Source organism: Proteus vulgaris (genome assembly GCF_016647575.1).
GTDB lineage: Bacteria > Pseudomonadota > Gammaproteobacteria > Enterobacterales > Enterobacteriaceae > Proteus > Proteus mirabilis_B.
On sequence record NZ_CP032663.1, the window covers coordinates 1,412,249 to 1,432,716 of the forward strand.

The following is a 20,468-nucleotide window of genomic DNA, read 5'->3' on the forward strand; positions in this document are numbered from 1 at the left end:
AATATTTCTCTGCGACATAAAAACAAGCTGTAAAACTTAGATGAGTTTACCACGTTAAACATAATTTGGGAGTATATTAGCATCATTTACCAAATAAATTGATTACATGTATTAATAAACTATTAACATTCTGTTGACTTTTAATGTTTTCAATTGAATATTCGACTGGCTAAACAGATTTTTGACGAGTAAGCTTTGGTAATATAACCGTTAAATAGTCGTGTTAACTAAAAGGTTTTTTCTATGACACAACAAAGAATCGCGAAATTTCGCAAAGATTATCGTGCCCCTGACTACACAATCACCGATTTACATCTTGATTTTATCTTAGATAAAGAAAATACCCAGGTTACAGCGATAAGCCAATGTAAACGCCTAAACTCAGATGCAACAGCACTAGTGTTAGATGGTGAAGACTTAACATTAAAATCAATTGCAGTAAATGATGTTGCTTGGACACACTATAAAGAAGAAAACGGCAAACTCATCATTGAACAACTGCCAGAACAATTTACGTTAAAAATTGTTAACGAGATTAATCCATCAGCTAATACAGCATTAGAAGGGCTGTATGTTTCTGGTGATGCATTATGTACACAGTGCGAAGCTGAAGGCTTCCGCCATATTACCTACTATTTAGATAGACCGGATGTATTAGCGCGTTACACCACAACAATTACGGCAGATAAAAAACAATATCCTTATTTATTGTCAAATGGTAACCGTATTGCGCAAGGTGAACTTGATGATGGTCGTCATTGGGTAACATGGGAAGATCCACATCCAAAACCAAGTTATTTATTTGCAGTGGTGGCAGGTGACTTTGATGTATTACGAGATACTTTTACCACCAAAAGCGGTCGTGAAGTTGCTTTAGAGCTTTTTGTTGATAAAGGTAATTTAGATCGTGCAGATTGGGCAATGACATCATTGAAAAATGCGATGGCATGGGATCAATCTCGCTTTAATTTAGAATACGATCTTGATATCTATATGATAGTCGCCGTTGACTTCTTTAATATGGGGGCGATGGAGAATAAAGGGCTGAATGTCTTTAATTCTAAATATGTGCTGGCAAAAAGTGAAACGGCAACTGACAAAGATTACTTAGGCATTGAGTCTGTTATTGGTCATGAATATTTCCATAACTGGACGGGGAACCGCATCACTTGCCGTGATTGGTTCCAATTAAGCCTAAAAGAAGGTTTAACCGTTTTCCGTGATCAAGAATTTAGCTCTGACTTAGGCTCTCGCTCTGTTAATCGTATCAATAATGTACGAGTGATGCGTACCGCACAGTTTGCAGAAGATGCAAGCCCTATGGCACATCCAATTCGTCCTGATAGCGTGATCGAAATGAACAACTTCTATACTTTAACCGTATATGAAAAAGGTTCAGAAGTGATCCGAATGATCCACACTTTATTAGGTGAAGAGCAATTCCAAGCTGGCATTCAAATGTATATTCATCGCCACGATGGTAGTGCTGCAACTTGTGATGATTTTATTCAAGCAATGGAAGATGCCTCTAATGTTGATCTGACTTTATTCCGCCGTTGGTATAGCCAATCAGGCACGCCACAACTGACAGTTCGTGATAGTTATGATGCTAATAAAAAGCAATACACTTTAACTGTTAGTCAAATGACGCCACCAACAGCAGATCAAACTGAAAAACAGCCATTACATATTCCATTAGATATTGAATTGTATGATAGCAAAGGCAATGTGATCCCACTGCGTTCACAAGGTCAAACTATTTCTAATGTATTAAATGTGGTACGTGAAGAGCAGCAGTTTATCTTTGACGATGTACCAGAACAACCGATCCCATCTTTATTACGTGAGTTCTCTGCGCCTGTAAAACTTGATTATCCATTTACAGATGAGCAACTCTCTTTCCTAATGAAATATGCACGTAATGCATTTTCACGTTGGGATGCAGCTCAAGCATTATTAGGTCGCTATATAAAAGAAAATGTTGCCCGAGTTCAAAAAGGCGAAACCTGTATTCTTCCTGAAATGGTGGTTGATGCTTTCCGTGCAGTATTACTTGATAAAGATATTGATCCTGCATTAGCTGCACTTATTCTGACATTACCAACAGATGTTGAAGCGGGTGAATCATTTAGTATTATTGATCCTGTTGCCATCCATAAAGCGCTTGGTTTTATTCGTAAAACACTCGCAACTGAAATGGCCGATGAATTTTCTGCTGTTTATCATTCAATGCATATGGGTGCTTATCGTGTTAATCATGATGATATTGCAAAACGTGATTTACGCAATGTTTGCTTAGGTTATTTAGCAGTTGAAAATGAGCAAACAGGTAACAAACTTGTTGATATGCAATATCACAACAGTGATAACATGACCGATGCACTTGCCGCACTTAATGCCGCAGTAATGGCTCAGTTACCTTGTAAAGATGCGCTATTACAAGAATTTGATGATAAATGGCATCAAGACGGTTTAGTGATGGATAAATGGTTTAGTTTACAAGCCATGAGCCCAGCAACAGATGTGTTACAGAAAGTCCGTAGTCTGTTATCTCATCGCTCATTTACACTTGCAAACCCAAATCGTACTCGTGCGTTAATTGGTGCATTTGTAAATAATAACCCAGTCGCTTTCCACGCTGAAGATGGTTCTGGTTACTTATTATTGACAGAAATTCTGACTGATTTAAATAGCCGTAATCCACAAGTTGCATCACGCCTTATCGAGCCGTTTATTCGTCTCAAACGTTATGATGCAACACGCCAAGAAAAAATGCGTACAGAGTTATTAAAACTGAAAGAACTTGAGAATTTATCAGGTGATTTATATGAGAAAATCACCAAAGCGTTAGCTGATTAATATTACGTTTTATATCACTTTATGAGTGAGTAAATAGTATAAAATCAGCATGATAATTAGATCCCCAGCATAGTCTGGGGATTTTTTATGATAATGATTAGATGGCTAATTACGGTAGAAAACAGATAAACAGAGTATGGCTTTATGATCCTAGTTTTTTTGTTTAAGCAATCTTTGACGTTCTTGTTCTAATTTCTCAATCAACTCCGTTTCACTCGGTAATGCTAGTATGTACTTTGATGCAAATAATTGCTTACTTTCATTAAGAATTGAATATTTGGCTACAGTATGATTCTTCTCAGTGCAAAGAATGAGGCCAATAGTAGGATTATCATCACTACGACGTTTTTTTTCTTCATACATTCGCACATACATATCCATTTGACCCACATCTTGATGAGTGAGTTTATGCATTTTTAAGTCAATTAATAGGAAGCATTTTAAGTGAAAATTATAAAATACTAGATCAATATAGTAGTCACCATCATCGGTATTAATGCGTTGTTGACGTTCTACAAAAGCAAATCCTTTACCAAGTTCAAGTAAGAATTCTTTTAGATTATCAATTAAGGCTTGTTCTAATTTATTTTCTTGTAAAGCAATACTAGGTAGACCTAGAAAATCGAAAATATATGGATCACGTAAGTAATCTTTAACTGATGTTGTAAGTTCAGCTATTTTCTGTTGTTCTTCGATTAAAACAGGCAAAATGTTTTGTTGCTTTCCTTGAGTTGAGAGTAGTCGTTCGTAGTACAGAGTATTTATTTGTCTCTCTAATGCACGAGCTGACCAGGATTGCACTATTGCTTCATTAATATACCATTGACGAGCCTGTTCGTTTTTTAGGCGAAGTAATGTCCTGTAATGTGTCCAACTTAATTCGTGACGCACTGCGTCACAAATTGGAAATGTAAGATAAAATTGTCGCATATACCGAAGGTTTGAAGTATCAAATCCTTTTCCAAATTCTTTGGTTAATTCAGTAGATAATGATTTTAATACGGCTTTACCAAATTCAGCTCGAGTTTCTCCATGTTGCTCATCTTCAACAATCAAACGCCCGATTTCCCAATAGGTTTGAACCATTATACTGTTGACGGCTTGTGTGGATTGTTTTCTACCTTGGTTAAGGAGCTTTCGGATATCATCAAGTAAAGAAATATGTATTATTGGTATGTTTGTTTCATTCACTCAATTATCTCCGTCTCTAAGTGTTTATCATTTTTAATTGTGTTTTGATTGCTAAATTTGAGATCCCTAATCATCGTAGTTCTTACTCAGTTATGTGTTTTCATATAACAAATTGTTTTTTATTAAATAATTTAAATTATTTGTACTCATTTTGTTTGTTAATAAGTATGCAAAAAATCCTAAATTTCTATTATTTTTGGGTATTACTCATCTTTTTGTATTGAAGGAAGATTAGTTATTTCACGAGGAAATGATTTGGGTTCATTCATAGTCTGGGGGTTTTTTATGGCGAATTGTGAAATTGAAGCGTTTACTTTTCGTGCTTTTATCTATATGATGCTCGACGCTTAAATTGTCGTAGACATATCATTCCTAATACCCGATATTCTCAATGGAGATCGTATGTATTATTCCTTAGTAAGGAAGGCATTGTTTCGGCTAGATCCTGAACGTGCCCATGATTTTACCTTCCGTCAGTTAAAACGTTTATCTCATTCCCCATTTCAATTTCTTATTCAGCAGTCACTTCCTTCAAAACCCGTTTCCTGTATGGGACTCTCATTTAAAAATCCACTTGGTCTTGCTGCCGGTCTTGATAAGAACGGTGATTGTATAGATGCATTGGGTGCAATGGGATTTGGTTTTATTGAAGTAGGTACAGTGACGCCACGTCCTCAAGTGGGAAATGATAAACCTCGTTTATTCCGCTTAGTGGAAGCTGAAGGCTTAATTAACCGAATGGGCTTTAATAACCTTGGCGTCGATAACTTAATTGAAAATGTAAAACAATCTCGTTATGGTGGCGTACTGGGTATTAATATCGGCAAAAATAAAGATACCCCAGTAGAGCAAGGTAAAGATGATTATCTGATTTGTATGGAAAAAGTCTATGCTCATGCCGGTTATATCGCAATCAATATCTCATCACCAAATACCCCCGGTTTGCGTACTCTACAATACGGTGAAGCATTAGACGATCTACTATCAGCAATTAAAAATAAACAATTAGAGTTGCAGGGAAAATATCAAAAATATGTTCCTGTCGCTGTTAAAATTGCACCTGATTTAACACATGAAGAATTAATTCAAGTTGCAGATAGCTTAGTCCGTCATCATATTGATGGTGTTATTGCGACAAATACCACATTAGATAAATCATTAGTTAGTGGGTTAGATCACTGTAATGAAGCTGGGGGATTAAGTGGTCGCCCGGTACAATCAAAAAGTACACAAATAATTCGTCAATTAAATGAAGAATTAAAAGGTACATTACCTATTATTGGTGTAGGTGGAATTGATTCATTAACAGCAGCAAGAGAAAAAATGGACGCTGGCGCTTCTCTTATTCAAGTCTATTCAGGATTCATTTATCAAGGTCCTGCACTTATCAAATCTATAATTAATCATATCTAAATACATTTAATAATGAATTAGGGGCTTTTCTTCTGCCCCTAACTCGTTTATATTGCCCCTAGTTGGTTATTTTTTATTAAATTGCACTGATTGTGCTTAATTAATAGTAAAATGAATCCTGTTTTTGTTAGGTGATATTAAATATTTTATTTAGGTCATTTAATTTTGATTTTTTATCAGAGTATAAAACAGGGAATGAATCGAAGGGGGATTAATTAGTGATAATAAAACCCGATGATCGCTGGCGTTGGTATTTTGATGTTGAGCAACAAAAATTAATGCTTGATTTAGCAAATGGTATGGTTTTTCGTTCCCGCTTTCCAAGCAAAATGTTGAGTGAGAGTGCTCGACAATCAGCATCTTTTACCGTCGATGATGCGGCTCTTTATTATGGATACGATGAGCAAATTCGACAAATAGATATGCCATCAGAATCAAGAGCTGAATTAGCTTTAAATGCATTAATAGCCCATCGCTTTTTAAAGCCGCTGATGCCTAAGAGTTGGTATTTTGAAGTTAACAATAATCAAATCAACCCTTATTTATCTCAAGTGGTAGAAGCTTCATTAAAAGAAGAAGGCGAAACAGCTCTTTTTTTAGTGACTGAAGTGGGGGCTCAAGCTTGTTTATGTTTATTAGCTCAACCGCAGTTAACATTATTTGATAGAACACTTAATTTTTGTGACCCAATAAAAATTATGAATGACAGGTTAAGCGATTATCATAAAGAGTCAGAGCCAGGATCATTTTTGTACGAGAAAGTTATTTAACAAAAAGAGTAAAAAGGACTTACTCTTTTTATCGTTACTCATCATTTATAACATTCTAAAAACAAATTCACCCTAAATAACACTCCCCAAAATCAAATCTTCATTACTTTTTTTCTGCATCTTTTTCCTAGAAACAAATAAATAGGTTTATTGATAATTCATTATTAAGTTTTTAATAAGATAATTCTTATTAAACAAACTGTATTATTCAAAATAAAAAAGAAGGTAAGGACAAATTACCTTCTTTTAATTTGTGATAAAGATAAGTGTTATTTTCTATTAAGCGAAAGTTTCACATTACCGCTAGGAATACAGCTACAGGCTAAGATTTTACCTGAGCGTTTAATTGCGCCAGCTTTTAATGCATTAACATCACCTTCATCTAATTGGATAACACAAGAGCCACAAAGGCCAGCTCGGCAACTATAAGGAATGGTATAACCATTATTTTCAAGTTGTTCTAACAGAACTTCTTGGTTATTACCTTCGAAAACCTCGCCATTAAATTCAATGCTGACAGTCCGTTCTTGTGTGTTTTCAATGATAGGTGCTGATTGTGTTTCAACAGGGGCTGTTACAAGATACTGTTTTGCTTCTTTATAAGCTAATACTTCAACAGTATCTCCTACACGAATAATACCAGTTTGACGAATGATGACATTTTGACCAAAATCGACATCACCCGTTTCATCACTACGGAATGTTTGCAGTGTTGCGAGTGGTTCTGTGTTAGGATGTTTCACGCCTTTATCGATACTAATTGTGGTCATGATACAACGGCTACAAGGTTTCATCAGATCCATCACAACAGAGCCAACACGAATAGTCTGCCAAGTATCTTCTTCAAAAGGCTTTGCACCTGTTATGAGGATATTCCCTCGAAATTGCTCAATATTAATTGAAGCAGGGCAACGCTGTTGTAAGTATTGAAATGAGGCTTCATTAATTAATAAGTAAGGGTAGCCATCAGCGAAAGAAACAGCGGTTTCTGGATTTTTTTTCACTCGGCGTGTCGATTTTTCGCCAGTCCAACGAAGTTGAACATCCATTTTTAAATAACGACTGAACCACTGATTTATTTCATCTGGAGCCACATACGCGGTAAAATGGTTGCCCCAAACTTCTGTCGGTTGCAATGTGGTCTCAAAATCTTGATAGGTGATAGCAATACCTTCACCATCGGGTGCTTGAATATAGATACCATTTGCCATGACAGTGGGAATAAAACACAGCAAAACGGGAAATTTTCGTGCCGTGATAAAAGTCCCTTCTGGGGTGGTTATCATAAAATCGCGATCAAACGTGAATCCGCTCTCACGAGCAAATGCATGAGAAAGTCGAATTCCCTTCATTGATTTAACTGGGTGTATATAAAGGCGTGAAACGTTGATCATCAGTGCTCCCAAAAGACATTATTATTTTTTATAGCCAGTAACTTTATGACAACGTAATACAATTAGCTATAATGCCCAACAATTTTATTTTAGGTGGTAACAATATTATGCGCTCTCTGTTTGCCAGCACAGGCCGAGGTCTGGAAGAACTATTAAAATCTGAACTTGAACACCTTGGTGCTCAGGCTTGCCAGATAACTCAAGGCGGTGTTTATTTTCGTGCTGATGATAAAACCATGTATCAGTCTTTACTTTGGAGTCGTTTAGCGTCACGTATTATGTTGCCGTTAAATGAATTCAATGTTTATAGTGATCTAGACTTATACCTTGGTGTGCAGGCAATTGATTGGAGTGAGATTTTTACTGTTGATCAGACTTTTGCTATCCATTTTAATGGCACGAATGACGTTATTCGTAATAGCCAATATGGTGCATTAAAAGCGAAAGATGCCATCGTTGACTCCTTCCAACGTAAAATAGGGCAACGTCCAGATGTCGCTAAACAGTCCCCTGATATCCGCTTAACCATCCACCTTCATAAAGAAAAAGCTTCGCTATCTTTAGATTTAAGTGGTGATGGTTTACATCAACGTGGCTACCGTGATTTAACAGGGCAAGCACCTTTAAAAGAGAACTTAGCTGCCGCTATTATCATGCGTTCAGGCTGGAAAATTGACACACCATTGATCGACCCAATGTGTGGCTCTGGTACATTATTAATTGAAGCAGCCATGATGGCGACTGATTGTGCTCCAGCATTAAATCGTGTGCATTGGGGATTCCGTCATTGGTTAGGTCACGATGAAGCGTTATGGAAAGAAGTGACCCATGAAGCTTTTACCCGTTTCCGTGAAGGTAAAAAGAATACCACTGCGCGTTTTTATGGCTTTGATGTTGATAAGCGCGTGTTGGATATGGCAAGAGCCAACGCACGCAGAGCGGATGTTGCTGAACTGATCACCTTTGCTCACGGTGATGCAGCTAAACTGACAAACCCTGTTTCAGCGGAAATCAAAGGGACAATTATCAGTAACCCACCTTATGGTGAACGTTTAGAAAGTGAACCTGCATTAATCGCACTTCACAGCCAATTAGGAAGAGCGGTCAAAGCACACTTCCCAGGTTGGAGATTATCGCTATTTAGTGCATCACCTGAGTTGTTAAGTTGCATTCAATTACGTGCAGAACGAGAGTTCAAAGCAAAAAATGGTCCTTTAGATTGTGTACAAAAGAACTATTTGCTTTCTGATACACCATCAACGATTAACACTGGACTTGCTGAAGATTTTGCAAACCGTTTACGTAAAAATGAGAAAAAACTCGCGAAATGGGCAAAACAACAGCAAATTGAATGTTATCGCTTATACGATGCTGATTTACCTGAATATAATGTTGCTGTAGATCGCTATGGCGATAAAGTGGTTATCCAAGAGTATGCGCCACCTAAAACAGTTAATGAGCACAAAGCTCGTCAGCGTTTATTCGATGTGATTAGCGCAACAATGGAAGTACTGGCATTACGTTCTGATCAACTGATTTTAAAAACTCGCCAACGTCAAAAAGGCAAACAGCAGTATGAAAAAATGGCCGAAAAGGGCGATTTTTTCTTAGTTGACGAATTTGGTGCAAAATTCTGGGTGAACTTAACGGATTATCTTGATACAGGGTTGTTCTTAGATCACCGTATTGCACGAAAAATGTTGGGTGAAATGAGCAATGGAAAAGACTTCTTAAATCTTTTTGCTTATACCGGTACGGCTTCTGTTCATGCGGGAATTGGTGGTGCGAAAAGCACAACAACAGTTGATATGTCTCGTACTTATCTTGAATGGGCTGAGAAAAACTTCCAAGCGAATGGCCTGTCAGGTAGACAACACCGTTTAATGCAAGCAGATTGCATTCAATGGTTAATGCAGAGCAATGAACAATTTGATGTGATTTTTATCGATCCGCCTACGTTTTCTAACTCAAAACGAATGGAAAACACCTTTGATGTACAGCGTGATCACATTGAATTAATGAAACATCTGAAACGTTTGTTGAGAAAAGGCGGAACAATTATGTTCTCAAATAACAAACGTGGATTCAAAATGGAACATGACGAGTTAGTAAAAATTGGGTTGTGTGCAAAAGAGATAACACAGAAAACATTATCACAAGACTTTGCACGTAACCGCCAAATTCACAATTGCTGGCTGCTAACTCATGCTGGTGAGGAATAATTTACAATGCCGTTAATTAGTTTGACTGGGGCTTATTTATCTTTCAGTGATGCTCCACTATTAGATAGCACCGATTTATTTATTGAAGAAAATGAACGCGTTTGTTTAGTTGGGCGCAATGGTGCGGGTAAATCAACATTACTAAGAGTGTTATCTAAAGAGCAACCTTTAGATGATGGTCAAGTTGTTTATGAACAAGATCTTGTGACAGCTCGCTTACAGCAAGATCCCCCTAGAGATATTGAAGGCACTATCTTTGACTTTGTTGCAGAAGGTGTTGAAGAAGATGCTAAATACCTAACAGATTATCACCATATTTCTAAACTGATTGAGACAGATCCTTCTGATAAAAATCTCAATAAAATGGCAGAGCTACAAGAAGTACTTGATAGCCGTAACTTGTGGTTGCTTGATAGCCGAATTGCAGAAGTGCTAGAAAAACTTGGTTTAGATGGTGAAGCAGAGCTTTCTTCTTTATCGGGTGGTTGGTTAAGAAAAGCAGCCCTAGGGCGTGCATTAGTCAGCGCACCTAGAGTGCTATTTTTAGATGAACCAACAAACCACCTTGATATTGAGACGATCCTTTGGCTTGAGAAATTCTTAAAAGATTTCCAAGGAAGTATCGTGTTTATTTCCCATGACCGTTCATTTATCCGTAATATGGCAACGCGTATTATCGATCTTGATCGTGGAAAACTTTCTTCATGGCCGGGAAATTACGATAAGTATCTTGAAAGCAAAGAAGAAGCACTGCGTGTTGAAGAGCAACAAAATGCAGAGTTTGATCGCAAATTAGCGCAAGAAGAAGCGTGGATACGTCAAGGTATTAAAGCACGACGCACTCGTAACGAAGGCCGCGTAAGAGCATTAAAAGCATTGCGTGTTGAACGCAGTGAACGTCGTGAAGTGTTAGGCAGTGCTCGTATGCAGGTCGAAGAAGCTACGCGTTCAGGCAAAATTGTTTTTGAACTTGAAGATGTTAATTACAGCATTGGAATGCGTAAGTTAGTTCGTGATTTTTCTGCCAAAGTACAACGTGGCGATAAAATTGCGCTGGTGGGGCCAAATGGTTGCGGTAAAACCACTTTATTGAAACTTATGCTAGGCGATTTAAAAGCAGACAGCGGGCGAGTTCATTGTGGTACTAAGCTTGAAGTTGCTTACTTTGATCAGCATCGTGCGGCACTTGATCCTGATAAAACAGTGATGGATAACCTTGCTGAAGGTAAGCAAGAAGTCATGGTAAATGGCCGCCCTCGTCACGTACTTGGTTATTTGCAAGACTTTTTATTCCCACCTAAACGTGCAATGACTCCCGTTCGTGCACTTTCAGGAGGTGAGAGAAATCGTCTATTACTGGCGCGTTTATTCTTAAAACCAAGTAACTTGCTTATTCTCGATGAACCAACCAACGATCTCGATGTTGAAACATTGGAATTGTTAGAAGAGCTAGTTGATGCTTACCAAGGCACTGTTTTACTAGTTAGCCATGATCGTGAATTTGTTGATAATAGTGTTACTGAGTGTTGGATCTTTGAAGGCGATGGTGTTATTAACAGCTACGTTGGTGGATATTTCGATGCTCAGCAACAAAGAGCACAGTCGGTTTCACTAAAAAGTGAAGCAAACAAATCACGTAACGCACCAGAAAAAGCTGAAAAAGAAGCAAAAGCGAAAGATAGCTCTAAAAAGAACACTCGCACTAACAAATTAAGTTATCATTTGACGCGAGAACTCGAGCAACTTCCTGCAAAATTAGAAAGCTTAGAAACTCAGTTAAGCGCGTTACAAGAAGAAGTGAGTGGGGCAGATTTCTTTACTCGTCCTCATGAAGAGACAGAAAAAGTTTTAAAGGCGCTTGCAGATAAAGAACAAGAGCTTGAAACTGCTTTTGATAGATGGCAAGAGCTAGAATTGATGCAAAACGGCGAATAGCCAACCGAAAACGGGGCATCACGCCCCGTTTTACTTTCTGGATTAAATATTCTTTTATTGATTATTCTAAATAAGAGGTGTCGCAGTGTGCTCTGGTCAACAACATCGGCATGAACATAAACATGAGCAAATATTATGTCCGCAGTGCGATCTGGTGGTCAGTGTTCCTCAATTAGCACAAGGAACAAAAGCAACGTGCCCTCGCTGCCATACAGTATTAACTGCACGTTGGCGTCAACCTTTTTATCAACCTGTTGCATTAGCAATCAGCGCATTATTTATGTTGCTGATGGCAAGCCAGTTTACCTTCGTGAGTATGGAAGTGGCGGGTATCGCCAACAATGTCACACTGATGCAAATTCCAACCGTTATGTTTAGCGAAAATTACGTTGAATTAGGCGCATTTTTCCTACTCTTTGTCCAAATAGTGCCCGCTTTTTGTATGGTGGCAATCTTACTTCTTTGCACACCTATTCAATTACCTAGAAAGCTACAAATTTGGTTATCGCGTATTTTATTCCAATTAAAATCGTGGTGTATGGCAGAGATTTTTCTTGCGGGAATTTTAGTTAGCTTTGTAAAATTAATGGCTTATGGTGATATTGGGCTAGGGCTTAGTTTCCTGCCTTATGTGCTTTATTGCTTGTTTCAAATTCGAGCATTCCAGTGCCTTGATAGACATACTTTATGGGAAAAATTAGAACGTCGCCCGAATTATCCTGATATCGAATCAGGTAAGTCTGGGTTAAAACAAGGAGTTAGATTATGTCGTTCATGTACGGCAATTTTACCAGTAGATCAATACGAATGTAGCCGTTGTGAAGTGACAGGACATGCAAGAAGACCTAAAAGCTTACAATGGACGGTCTCTTTGTTGATTACGTCGTTAATTCTTTATATCCCCGCTAATTTATTACCCATTATGGTCACTGAATCTTTAGGTAATAACATTTATTCGACCATTATGGCTGGGGTTATTTTGCTATGGGAAGATGGCTCTTACCCCGTTGCAATGGTGATATTTATTGCCAGTATTATGGTGCCAAGTTTAAAAATGCTCGCAATTGCTTGGTTGTGTTGGGATGCACACAAATCTAATGGAAAAAGAGATCCTGCTAGAATGCATTTTCTCTATGAAGTTGTTGAATATGTAGGGCGTTGGTCGATGATTGACGTCTTCGTCATTGCTGTTTTAGCTTCATTAGTCAGAATGGGACGTCTGATGAGCATCTATCCTGATTTTGGTGTGGTGCTATTTGCATTGGTTGTAGTGTTAACTATGTTCTCTGCAATGATGTTTGATCCTCGGTTGACGTGGGATAAGTGTACAACTGATGATGATAAACCCACGATTAAGGAGCCTAAGGGTGACTGAAAAGAATGAAACTGCTTTAACTGAAGCAAAAATTAACAAGCTAAAAAGCTGGTCTCCAGTTTGGATCATACCACTTGTCACCTTACTGATTGGTGCGTGGATACTTTATTATCATTTCAGCCATCAGGGTCCAGAAGTTACATTAATTACCTATAATGCAGATGGCATTGAAGCAGGTAAAACTAAAATTAAAAGTCGTAGTGTAGATATCGGTCTAGTTGAAAGTGTCACACTCGATAGTAATTTTAGTCGCGTTATTATTACGGCTCGCCTTGATAAAGACATGAAAGAGTTATTACGCGCAGATACTGCATTTTGGGTTGTAAGACCTCAAGTCGGTAAAGAAGGTGTAACGGGTTTAGGAACCTTGCTTTCTGGTGCCTACATAGAGTTACAGCCGGGATTGAAAGGCAAAGAAGAAGATGAATTTAATCTTCTTGACTCGCCACCGTTAGCTTCGCCAGATGCAAAAGGTATTCGCATCAATTTGGTAAGTGAAGCAGCAGGCCAATTAAATGCGGGTGATCCTGTTTTATTTAGAGGTTACCAAGTCGGCTCTGTTGAAACGAGTGAATTCAATATTGATAGCCGAGATATGCATTATCAACTCTTTATCAAAGCACCTTATGACAAAATGGTGACATCAAATGTTCGGTTCTGGAAAGATTCCGGTATCGCTTTTGATATGTCTTCATCGGGTGTACGTGTTGAAATGGCATCACTTTCTACACTCTTTAGTGGTGGTGTTAGTTTTGATGTCCCTGCGGGATGGGTCCCAGGTGATCCTATTGCACCTAAAACAGAATTTAAGCTCTACGATAATGAAAAGAGTATTCAAAACTCACTATATACTGACTATCGTAGCTACATCATGTTTTTCTCTGATTCTGTAAGAGGATTGCAAGCCGGAGCTCCTGTAGAATTCCGTGGAATTCGCATGGGAACGGTTGTACAAGTGCCTTATTACACTAAAGGTATGCAACAATCGCTGGATAAAGATTTTCGTATTCCCGTACTTATTCATGTTGAACCAGAACGTTTCGCCAATGATGTCGGTGAGAGTTTCGACTTCGTTAAAGAAATTACTTTTGCTTCCAATAATGGATTAAGAGCATCACTGAAATCAGGTAACCTATTAACTGGTGCACTTTATATTGACCTTGATTTCTACCCTGATGAAGCTAAATGGGAAGGCCCTCAAGAGGTTGCTGGTTTCCAACAAATTCCAACGGTTGGCTCTGGTTTAGCGCAAATTCAGCAAAAAGTAATGACTTCGCTGGATAAGATCAACAATCTGCCTGTTGAACCAATGCTTAAAGAGATGACAGCAACATTATCTGAAAGTCAAAAAGCAGTCAGCGAGGCTAAAGAAACACTGAAAGCATTGAATGCGATGATTGGTAGTGATGAATTTAGAAACCTTCCTAATGATATTCAGCAGTCATTAAAAGAGATCAATCGTAGTATGCAAGGCTTCCAACCGGGCTCTCCTGCATACGGAAAAATGATTGATAATATGCAACAGCTTGATCAGGTGTTAAGAGAGATGCAGCCTTTATTGAAAACATTGAACAATAAGAGCAACGCATTGATTTTCGAAGCGAAGGAAGGTAAAGATCCAGAACCAAAGAGGGCTGAAAAATGAAGAAATACATCATTGGGATATTTGTACTGATGTTAACGGCATGTTCAAGCCAGACTAATAAAACGTATTATCAGTTACCTGATGTTTATCAAGGTAGCGTACCAGAACAAGTCTCGGCAACACAGTCAGCTAAGAAGCCTCAAATTTGGGTTCAACCGATCCGTTTATCCAATATGTTAGTTAATGCTGGAATTGTTTATCAAACGACGGATATTAACTATACCGTGGCTAATCAGCACCTATGGATTAATCCGCTTGATCAGCAATTACAACAGAACCTTATTTCAGGTTTAACAAAAGCATTACCGGGTACAGTAGTTGCTAATCAACCTGTTGAAGATAACTTGGCAAAGTTAACGGTCACCGTTAATTACTTTCAAGGTCGTTATGATGGACTGGTAATTATCTCAGGTGACTGGATTTATACTGAAAACAATAAAGTGATTAATCAGCCATTCTCTTTAGTTTTAACGCAAACAGAAGATGGTTATCCAGCTTTAGTGCGTACATTAGGACAAGGATGGGAGCAAGTTGTTTCTGATATAGCGAAAGCAATTCAAGCTCAATACTAACTGACTTAGCATTACGTTTATTCAAACCCAGTATTCTCTTAAATTGTATTTTAGTTGAATATTGGGTTTTGTTTATTTAAAAAACAAAAAAAGGAAACAATATGTTAGAAAGCCTTAAAAAGAAATATCCCACTGCGATCAGTTGGTCATTTGGGGATAATGCTCAGTTAGCGGATGAGCTTGCTATGCTGGTGGTAGAAGGAAAAAAAACGGCAACGTGTAGCTCATTAAATGGTTTTTTTAGTGACAGCGTTATTCCTGTTATTGGGGGCTTTAGCATTATTCTAAATAGTAAAAATGAGCCTATTTGTGTTATTCGAACACGTTCTTTGCAACTAATCCGATTTAATGAAGTCACCGAAGAATTGGCTAAGAGAGAAGGTGAAGGGGATTTAAGTTTGGCATATTGGCAAGAAGGACATAAAGCCTTCTTTAATCGAGAAGGTCATTTTTCAGAAGATATGGAGCTGGTATTTGAAGAGTTTGAATTAATAGAAGTATGTAAGAGGTGTTAATAGCCTCTTTTATTTTTAATAATAGCTAATTCCTTAATAAAACAAAGGTAATTAAAAAGAGTTTTCTACAAAAAAATAAAAATAGAGCAAAAAATTATATTTATAAACCAAGTCTTATATTGACATAAATTTAAATAAAAACATCATTTTGTCTTACTTGATTTATTGGTTTTATGAGATAAAAATAAAAAATTTATTTTTTGTTTCTTTATTGTTTTAAAATATCAATAGGTTATATTTGTCTGCAATGTAACTTATTAAAAGAACTAGATAATACCTTAATAAAAACATTAAATAAAATAAATTATAACAATAGTTATTAAACTTTCGGTTGGCTCAATATCACAAATATGACATTTGTATTAACTTCTTTACTTGCTTAAATGCTCAATAAAGCGTATCAATTTATAGTGGTTGTTGAAAAAACAATCATTATCTTTCCGCTTAAACTTAGAACGTGAGGGTTGTCTAGATATGAAAAGACAGAAACGAGATCGTTTAGCAAGAGCATTATCGAAAGGTTATCAAGCTGGTATGCAAGGTCGTTCAAAAGAACTTTGCCCTTATTTCGCCATTGATGCGCGTTCACATTGGCTTGGAGGTTGGCGACAGGCGATGGAAGATCGCCCGAGTCTGGTAAAATAAATAACCCGTCGTAGTGAAATAGATAATAGCTTATTTTTAGCTATATTAAATATTATCACTAAGATTTTACCGACAATCAAAACGAGGGTTATTTATATGCATTCCTATGTACATATTGAGCATAGGACAATTTGAGTATAAATAACAAACGATTAATTTGGATATAAAAAAGGCTTACATATTTTGTAAGCCTTTTTACGTTATATTATCATTACTTTTTTAATTTTATTTCATGAAAATTTTTTGCGTAAGCGAAAACCATAAATAGTAAGAAAAATAGCAAGTATTGTATTGATAGAATTATATAGCCAATCAATTTTTTCTGAAGTAAACCAAGTTATAAAAGATGTAAATATCAGAAATATGCCACCATAAAACATAAAGTCTGCCTGTTTTTTAGGTACTTTTCCTTTGTTAATCACTTATTTTCCTTAAATTTTCTTTTTATAAAAACTAATTTAACTTAAAGGTTTTCTTTTGATTTTTTAAATAATTTATATAAGTTTGGGCTATATAAACATAATGAGGTTATAGAAAAGCCTAAGATCCATTTTATATCGAATTGACTAGCATACATACAAATAAATATAATCAATAAAATTGTGAGACGATAGCCAATTGCTTTACAAAGAAAAAAAGTAAGTTCAATAAGAAAGCTAAAGAATTCTACAATTGCGCTTATAATCATATCCATACGATTATTCCTTAACGTAATCTACTTGTACTAAGTTGATATAAATTTCTAGTGTCATATTTATTTAGGATAAGAAAGCTCACTTAACTTAAATTTATCTTTATATATAAAATTTATTTACTAATTTAATGACACTATACATAGATTAATTTATTATAGCGACTTTTATTTACAAGGAAGACTTCAATGAAAAAACCAATCTCATTATGGATAATATTAATTGCTTTTACTTTTTTCACACTAGGGCAATTAATGTCTTCATTTACTAGTGTTTCGACTTTAATGAGTGTATTTATAAAAAATAGTGCGAATTTTAATTTAATAGCTTCTCTTTCTATAGTGTGGAGTATGATTCAAACTTTTTCACTCCCTACTTTATATGTTATTACACTTTTTGTTGTTTTTATGAAGAAAGAAATAGCACCAATGATGCTGAAAATATTCTGGAGTATATCAATGTTTCCGATCACTATCGCAATAATAATTGGAATTCAAAATGCATTTGATAATACAAATGGTAGTAATCAAGCAGAAAATTCAGGTGAAGTATTAGGTGTTTTATTTTTAGCCGGTTTATTTGTTTATCTCACATATAGCTTATTTTTCTCTGCTAAAATTAAGCATCATTTTCAGTGTCTAAAAGATAAGCAATCGACTGTTTGTGTTGATAAAAACTGAATTGAATATGAGCTGTCTTCTATGAAGAAAATAAATACGCGATTAGTATAGATAAAAAAATACCGTGTACTTTATATTACACGATATTTTTAATAGATTCAGATTGTTACCGAACTTAGAATGCAGTTGTATCTTTAAATAAGCCAACTTTTAAGTCTTTTGCTTCATAAATCAGCTTACCATCAACATACACTTCACCATCGGCAATACCCATAATCAACTTACGATTGATAACACGTTTGAAATCAATTTTATAGGTAACTTTTTTTGCTGTTGGTAATATTTGTCCAGTGAATTTTACTTCACCAACACCAAGCGCACGGCCTTTACCTTCACCACCAAGCCAGCCAAGATAGAAGCCAACAAGTTGCCACATGGCATCTAGGCCTAAGCAACCCGGCATAACAGGATCATTGACGAAGTGGCAATCAAAGAACCATAAATCTGGCTTGATATCGAATTCTGCTTCGATAAAGCCTTTATTATGGGTGCCGCCATCTTCTGTCATTTTAATGATGCGATCCATCATTAGCATATTACCAGATGGCAGTGGTGGGCCATCTTGGCCAAATAATTCACCACGGCCTGAAGCAATGAGGTCTTCTTTAGAATAAGATTCGCGTTTATCAACCATTGTCTATATAGCCTTTATCAAGTGTAAGACAACAGAATAGCTTACACTTGTACGCTGAACAACTCCGATCACTTGAAACAGAATTATCTGAATAGACGTAAGAACCAAGGTAATTTAGGTCTATCCTGATTATTTGCGAGTGTTATACGATCATGAATAACAGCTAACAAGTGTGAGTCTGATTGTTCTGGTTCACATTGCTCTTCATAATATGGCTGACGAGTCAGTAATGTTATTGCTTCTGCTACATGAGTGACAGGCCAAATATGAAATTTCTCTTCTTTTACCGCTTGCTGCACATTTTCGTTAAGTACAAGATGACGAATATTAGCAAGAGGAATAATCACGCCTTGCGTACCCGTTAATCCTCGTTGTTGGCAGATATCAAAGAAGCCTTCGATTTTCTGGTTTACGCCACCAATCGGTTGAACTTGACCAAATTGATCGACAGCACCTGTAACTGCGATTTGCTGATCAATAGGTTGTTGTGCCAGTGTACTAATAAATGCACACAATTCAGCCAAAGAGGCACTATCACCATCAACCTCACCATATGATTGCTCAAAAACAATCGAGGTGCTAAATGGCTGTGGTTGGTCTAAACGTAATTCTGAGTTTAAGTAAGCTTGCATAATCATCATTCCTTTAGCATGAAGATTGCCACCAAGCTCCGCTTTTCGCTCAACATCCGTAAACTCACCATCACCTATATGTGCAACGCAGGTAATGCGAGTCGGTTCTCCGATTAAATCAGGGTATCCCGGGTAATCTAAGACAGAAAGTCCATTGATTTGACCAACAGCTTCACCTTCTGTTTGTATCATCACTTGGTCTTGTAAAATCTCATCACGGCTACGCTCTAACAAATAACTGTGTCGCCATAGGCGATTTTCTTCTGCTTTTTTCAATGCATCAGCAGTTAGAGACGCCTCATGATTAAAACGTATTGCATAACGAAGTTGGCGCAAGATCCATTCTAAATCTAGGCTCAGCATTAGCTGATCTTCATGTTGTCTTGCAGCTTGTGTTAGCAAGACTTCCCAAGCATCCGCAGATAGAGAAGGGAGACGATATTTTTGGCACAGTGAATTTACAAAGCCACACCATTGAGAAAGAGCGGTTTCATCTTCTAAATACATGTCGTATTCATATTCACCATATAAAGCGGTGCTACTTAGCTCAGGCTCCATAAATTCAAGCTCTTCAAGGCTTAGTCTATCACCAACTAAAATCACACGAAGATTGAGCGGCATACTCTCAATAGGTAAAGGCAGAGATTGATTGTCATTCCAGACAAGCCATTCAAAACGCTGTTCTTCAACCATTTTTTTAAGGCGAAACCACATTAGTGGTTGTGCAAGTAAAGATTTTATAGAGAGGACTAAGATGCCTCCATTTACTTTATGCAATAAGCCTGGGCTAAGAGTAACTTCGTCTTTATGGTAATAGAATGAGCCAAAGAGTTGTTCTGGCTCTATCCATTGGCAACAAGTAATAGATTCTGATGATGAAAATGCGCCGTGTACATTTTCTTGCCAATCGATTTTATTGGTTTCTGCTTGATAACTGCCAACAACGGGATCAGTTTTGATCCCTGATTGCGTTAACGTGTCTGTCAGCATATCAAAGTAAGCAGCAGAATCATCCACTTTTAACAGCATAAACTGCCCTGAATCTGCATTATTTAACCATTGCAGGCTTTCATACAGGCGAGGTTGAACCTCACGAAGTAGAGATGCAGGTAATTGAGATGCTGTTTGAAAGAAAGTTTGGTAGGAGGCGTAATCAGGACGTAACGCCTGCCATTCTAATTCGTTGTTTTTCAAGGTTACCGTTTTTATTATTGATTAGTGAAAAGAGATAATTAGATATCGTATAAGTTGATATCTATCCTGCAATAAGACGGTTCTTTAACTGTCATCAACT

15 protein-coding genes are annotated in these 20,468 nt (G+C 37.0%); 11 read left to right on the forward strand and 4 right to left on the reverse strand.

The genetic code is table 11. The annotated features are described in order from the left end of the window. The first annotated feature begins 243 nt into the window (after positions 1-243). The gene (gene pepN / locus D7029_RS06410; RefSeq protein ID WP_194952159.1) at positions 244-2,859 is read left to right on the forward strand and encodes an aminopeptidase N; all 2,616 of its coding nucleotides are present in this window, start codon (positions 244-246) and stop codon (positions 2,857-2,859) included. Positions 2,860-3,009: 150 nt separating this feature from the next. On the opposite strand, the gene D7029_RS06415 is transcribed toward pepN, so the two are convergent. Then, positions 3,010-4,050, reverse strand: a complete 1,041-nt coding sequence (locus D7029_RS06415; protein WP_194952160.1) for a PDDEXK nuclease domain-containing protein — start codon at positions 4,048-4,050, stop codon at positions 3,010-3,012. 402 nt (positions 4,051-4,452) lie between these two features. Here D7029_RS06415 and pyrD point away from each other — a divergent pair, with 402 nt between their 5' ends. Together pyrD and D7029_RS06425 are read left to right on the forward strand one after the other, a co-directional pair. Then, the gene (gene pyrD, locus D7029_RS06420; protein ID WP_194952161.1) at positions 4,453-5,463 is read left to right on the forward strand and encodes a quinone-dependent dihydroorotate dehydrogenase; all 1,011 of its coding nucleotides are present in this window, start codon (positions 4,453-4,455) and stop codon (positions 5,461-5,463) included. A 218-nt stretch (positions 5,464-5,681) separates the two neighbouring features. Further along, positions 5,682-6,233, forward strand: coding sequence for a cell division protein ZapC (locus D7029_RS06425; protein WP_194952162.1), 552 nt, complete (start codon positions 5,682-5,684; stop codon positions 6,231-6,233). A gap of 269 nt (positions 6,234-6,502) precedes the next feature. On the opposite strand, the gene D7029_RS06430 is transcribed toward D7029_RS06425, so the two are convergent. After that, positions 6,503-7,627: a YcbX family protein gene (locus D7029_RS06430; protein WP_194952163.1), complete on the reverse strand. Its 1,125-nt coding sequence runs from the start codon at positions 7,625-7,627 to the stop codon at positions 6,503-6,505. Positions 7,628-7,734: 107 nt separating this feature from the next. On the opposite strand from D7029_RS06430, the gene rlmKL reads away from it, so the two are divergent. From rlmKL to D7029_RS06470, 8 genes are all read left to right on the forward strand, one after another. After that, positions 7,735-9,849 (forward strand): bifunctional 23S rRNA (guanine(2069)-N(7))-methyltransferase RlmK/23S rRNA (guanine(2445)-N(2))-methyltransferase RlmL, encoded by a 2,115-nt coding sequence (gene rlmKL, locus D7029_RS06435; RefSeq protein WP_194952164.1) that lies wholly within the window; start codon positions 7,735-7,737, stop codon positions 9,847-9,849. Positions 9,850-9,855: 6 nt separating this feature from the next. Further along, the gene (locus tag D7029_RS06440; RefSeq protein WP_088493273.1) at positions 9,856-11,784 is read left to right on the forward strand and encodes an ABC transporter ATP-binding protein; all 1,929 of its coding nucleotides are present in this window, start codon (positions 9,856-9,858) and stop codon (positions 11,782-11,784) included. An 85-nt stretch (positions 11,785-11,869) separates the two neighbouring features. Continuing rightward, complete coding sequence (pqiA, locus tag D7029_RS06445) at positions 11,870-13,159, forward strand: membrane integrity-associated transporter subunit PqiA (RefSeq protein WP_194952165.1); 1,290 nt, start codon at positions 11,870-11,872, stop codon at positions 13,157-13,159. Continuing rightward, positions 13,152-14,804 carry an intermembrane transport protein PqiB gene (gene pqiB / locus D7029_RS06450; RefSeq protein WP_088493271.1) on the forward strand — a complete coding sequence of 551 codons (1,653 nt, stop codon included), beginning with the start codon at positions 13,152-13,154 and terminating at the stop codon, positions 14,802-14,804. Before pqiA ends, pqiB begins: the two co-directional genes overlap by 8 nt. Next, positions 14,801-15,376, forward strand: coding sequence for a membrane integrity-associated transporter subunit PqiC (gene pqiC, locus D7029_RS06455; RefSeq protein WP_194952166.1), 576 nt, complete (start codon positions 14,801-14,803; stop codon positions 15,374-15,376). The genes pqiB and pqiC overlap by 4 nt, the downstream gene beginning before the upstream one ends. Before the next feature lie 101 nt (positions 15,377-15,477). Continuing rightward, positions 15,478-15,891, forward strand: a complete 414-nt coding sequence (locus D7029_RS06460; protein WP_088493269.1) for an ASCH domain-containing protein — start codon at positions 15,478-15,480, stop codon at positions 15,889-15,891. 474 nt (positions 15,892-16,365) lie between these two features. After that, positions 16,366-16,536 carry a ribosome modulation factor gene (gene rmf / locus D7029_RS06465; RefSeq protein ID WP_023581348.1) on the forward strand — a complete coding sequence of 57 codons (171 nt, stop codon included), beginning with the start codon at positions 16,366-16,368 and terminating at the stop codon, positions 16,534-16,536. 880 nt (positions 16,537-17,416) lie between these two features. Then, positions 17,417-17,908 carry a hypothetical protein gene (locus tag D7029_RS06470; protein WP_194952167.1) on the forward strand — a complete coding sequence of 164 codons (492 nt, stop codon included), beginning with the start codon at positions 17,417-17,419 and terminating at the stop codon, positions 17,906-17,908. 115 nt (positions 17,909-18,023) lie between these two features. On the opposite strand, the gene fabA is transcribed toward D7029_RS06470, so the two are convergent. After that, positions 18,024-18,542, reverse strand: coding sequence for a bifunctional 3-hydroxydecanoyl-ACP dehydratase/trans-2-decenoyl-ACP isomerase (fabA, locus tag D7029_RS06475; RefSeq protein WP_023581351.1), 519 nt, complete (start codon positions 18,540-18,542; stop codon positions 18,024-18,026). An 83-nt stretch (positions 18,543-18,625) separates the two neighbouring features. Then, positions 18,626-20,368: an AAA family ATPase gene (locus D7029_RS06480; protein ID WP_194952168.1), complete on the reverse strand. Its 1,743-nt coding sequence runs from the start codon at positions 20,366-20,368 to the stop codon at positions 18,626-18,628. Positions 20,369-20,468 lie beyond the last annotated feature (100 nt).